Source organism: Sphaerisporangium aureirubrum (assembly GCF_042658925.1).
GTDB lineage: Bacteria > Actinomycetota > Actinomycetes > Streptosporangiales > Streptosporangiaceae > Sphaerisporangium > Sphaerisporangium aureirubrum.
This window is the reverse complement of record NZ_JBHSRF010000163.1, coordinates 1-3,673: the sequence shown is the minus strand read 5'-3', so window position 1 is coordinate 3,673 and position 3,673 is coordinate 1. Positions and strand designations below refer to the sequence as shown.

Sequence of the window (3,673 nt, the reverse complement as noted above, 5' to 3'; positions counted from 1 at the left end):
TCCGGGCACACTGTTGGGTCCTGAGGAAACGGACCGTCGACGCACCCCGTGACCGACTCCCCCTAGGGAGATGGGAGCGGGGTGTGGTTCGACAGGACGGTTTCTCCACCACGGGACCGGCCGCTCATCATACCGGCCTACGCTGAACCGCTGATTTTTGGTGGTTGGTGTGGGTGCTGGTGGTGTGGGGGTCCGGTTGTCTCGTTTGTTGTTTGTGAATTGCATAGTGGACGCGAGCATCTTTTGTGGCCAAGTTTTTTAGGGCACACGGTGGATGCCTTGGCATCAGGAGCCGATGAAGGACGTGGGAGGCTGCGTTAAGCCTCGGGGAGTCGCCAACCAGACGTTGATCCGGGGATGTCCGAATGGGGAAACCTGGCACCAGTTATGTGGTGTCGCCGCCGTCTGAATGTATAGGGCGGTTGGTGGTAACGCGGGGAAGTGAAACATCTCAGTACCCGTAGGAGAAGAAAACAATAGTGATTCCGTTAGTAGTGGTGAGCGAACGCGGATGATGGCTAAACCGGGCGCGTGTGATAGCCGGCGGGCGTTGCGTGTCCGGGGTCGTGGGACCTTGCTTGCAGTCTCTGCCGGGGCTGCGGGGAGTGATAAATCTGTGGGGTAGCCGAGCCTGCTGGGATGCAGGGCCGTAGACCGTGATAGCCGGGTAGGCGAAACCTTATGGACTTCCTTGTGGGTGTTCCCAAGTAGCACGGGGCTCGAGAAATCCTGTGTGAATCTGCCAGGACCACCTGGTAAGCCTGAATACTTCCTGATGACCGATAGTGAACCAGTACCGTGAGGGAAAGGTGAAAAGCGCCCCGGTGAGGGGTCGTGAAATAGTACCTGAAACCGTGTGCCTACAAGCCGTGGGAGCTTAGACCGGGCTTTTGTCTGGTTTGTGATGTGACCGCGTGCCTTTTGAAGAATGAGCCTGCGAGTCATGGTGTGTGGCGAGGTTAACCCGTGTGGGGGAGCCGTAGCGAAAGCGAGTCTGAATAGGGCGTTCTTTAGTCGCATGCTGTGGACCCGAAGCGGGGTGATCTACGCATGGGCAGGTTGAAGCGCGGGTAAGACCGTGTGGAGGACCGAACCCACCAGGGTTGAAAACCTGGGGGATGACCTGTGTGTAGGGGTGAAAGGCCAATCAAACTCCGTGATAGCTGGTTCTCCCCGAAATGCATTTAGGTGCAGCGTTGCGTGGTCCTTGCCGGAGGTAGAGCACTGGTTGGCTGATGGGCCTTACCGGGTTACTGACGTCAGCCAAACTCCGAATGCCGGTCAAGTGTGAGCGTGGCAGTGAGACCGCGGGGGATAAGCTTCGTGGTCGAGAGGGAAACAGCCCAGATCGCCGACTAAGGCCCCTAAGGGTGTGCTAAGTGGGAAAGGATGTGGAGTCGCAGTGACAACCAGGAGGTTGGCTTAGAAGCAGCCATCCTTGAAAGAGTGCGTAATAGCTCACTGGTCAAGTGATTCCGCGCCGACAATGTAGCGGGGCTCAAGCACACCGCCGAAGTCGCGGCACCGCCCGAGCTTTCGAGCTTGGGGGTGGGTAGGGGAGCGTCGTGCGTGCTGTGAAGCATCCTGGTGATGGGGTGTGGAGTGCGTGCGAGTGAGAATGCAGGCATGAGTAGCGATTCGAGGGTGAGAAACCCTCGCGCCGAATGACCAAGGGTTCCTGGGGCAGGCTGATCCGCCCAGGGTAAGTCGGGACCTAAGGCGAGGCCGACAGGCGTAGTCGATGGATGACGGGTTGATATTCCCGTACCCGCGGGCGCGCGCCCATACCGAGGCCAGTGATACTAAGACTTGCCTGAACACCAACTGGGCTTCGGCTTGGTGGTGGGAGGGGGGTTGGCCTGATCTGGTAGTAGGTAAACGATGGGGTGACGCAGGAGGGTAGCCCATCCCAGGCGATGGTTGTTCCTGGGGTAAGCATGTAGGGATGGGGTGTAGGTAAATCCGCGCCCCCGTTTAGACAGTCCTGAGGTGTGATGCCGAGCCGATTGTGGCGAAGTGGGTGATCCCATGCTGCCGAGAAAAGCCTCTAGTGAGTGCGCCGGCGGCCCGTACCCTAAACCGACTCAGGTGGTCAGGTAGAGAATACCGAGGCGATCGGGTGAACTGTGGTTAAGGAACTCGGCAAATTGCCCCCGTAACTTCGGGAGAAGGGGGGCCTCTGCTGGTGATGGCACTTGCTGTCTGAGCTGGTGGGGGTCGCAGTGGCCAGGGGGAAGCGACTGTTTACTAAAAACACAGGTCCGTGCGAAGTCGTAAGACGATGTATACGGACTGACGCCTGCCCGGTGCCGGAACGTTAAGGGGACCGCTCAACTCTCAGCTTGCTGGGGGTGAAGGTGAGAACTTAAGCGCCGGTAAACGGCGGTGGTAACTATAACCATCCTAAGGTAGCGAAATTCCTTGTCGGGTAAGTTCCGACCTGCACGAATGGCGTAACGACTTCCCCGCTGTCTCAACCGCAGACCCGGCGAAATTGCAGTACGAGTAAAGATGCTCGTTACGCGCAGCAGGACGGAAAGACCCCGGGACCTTCACTACAGCTTGACATTGGTGTTTGGGACGGCTTGTGTAGGATAGGTGGGAGACGGTGAAGCTGTCACGCTAGTGGTGGTGGAGTCATTGGTGAAATACCACTCTGGTCGTTTTGGATGCCTGAACCCGCGCCCGTGGATCCGGGTGGGGGACAGTGTCTGGTGGGTAGTTTAACTGGGGCGGTTGCCTCCTAAAGAGTAACGGAGGCGCCCAAAGGTTCCCTCAGCCTGGTTGGCAATCAGGTGGTGAGTGTAAGTGCACAAGGGGGCTTGACTGTGAGACCGACGGGTCGAGCAGGAGCGAAAGCTGGGACTAGTGATCCGGCGCCGGCGTGTGGAAGCGGTGTCGCTCAACGGCTAAAAGGTACCCCGGGGATAACAGGCTGATCTTCCCCAAGAGTCCATATCGACGGGATGGTTTGGCACCTCGATGTCGGCTCGTCGCATCCTGGGGCTGGAGTAGGTCCCAAGGGTTGGGCTGTTCGCCCATTAAAGCGGTACGCGAGCTGGGTTTAGAACGTCGCGAGACAGTTCGGTCCCTATCCGCTGCGCGCGCAGGAGACTTGAAAGGAGCTGTCCCTAGTACGAGAGGACCGGGACGGACGAACCTCTGGTGTGCCAGTTGTACCGCCAGGTGCATGGCTGGTTGGCTACGTTCGGCAGGGATAACCGCTGAAAGCATCTAAGCGGGAAGCTCGCCTTGAGATGAGGTCTCCCACCCCGCAAGGGGGTAAGGCTCCCAGTAGACCACTGGGTTGATAGGCCGGAGGTGTACACACCGTAAGGTGCCCAGCCGACCGGTACTAATAGGCCGAGGACTTGACCACAAAACACTGCCAACCCGCATGCGCGTTGGTACAACAACGAGTGCACTGCTGCTGTGTGTGTTGGTGATGCTCGCGTCCACTGTGTGACTCAGAGACAGCAAACCCCTGCCCCCGGGGAAGGTTCCGGGGGGTGGGTGTGGGTGTTGTTTCAAGGGGTTACGGCGGTCATAGCGGATGGGAAACACCCGGTTACATTCCGAACCCGGAAGTTAAGCTGTTCAGCGCCGATGGTACTGCACCGGGGACGGTGTGGGAGAGTAGGACACCGCCGGACAAACATTCACAACACACCTG

2 rRNA genes are annotated in these 3,673 nt (G+C 58.6%); both read left to right on the top strand.

Annotation, left to right across the window (positions count from 1 at the left end):
* The first annotated feature begins 247 nt into the window (after positions 1 to 247).
* A 23S ribosomal RNA gene (locus ACFP1K_RS40825) occupies positions 248 to 3,379 on the top strand.
* Between the two features lie 157 nt (positions 3,380 to 3,536).
* A 5S ribosomal RNA gene (gene rrf, locus ACFP1K_RS40820) occupies positions 3,537 to 3,653 on the top strand.
* Positions 3,654 to 3,673: the final 20 nt, after the last annotated feature.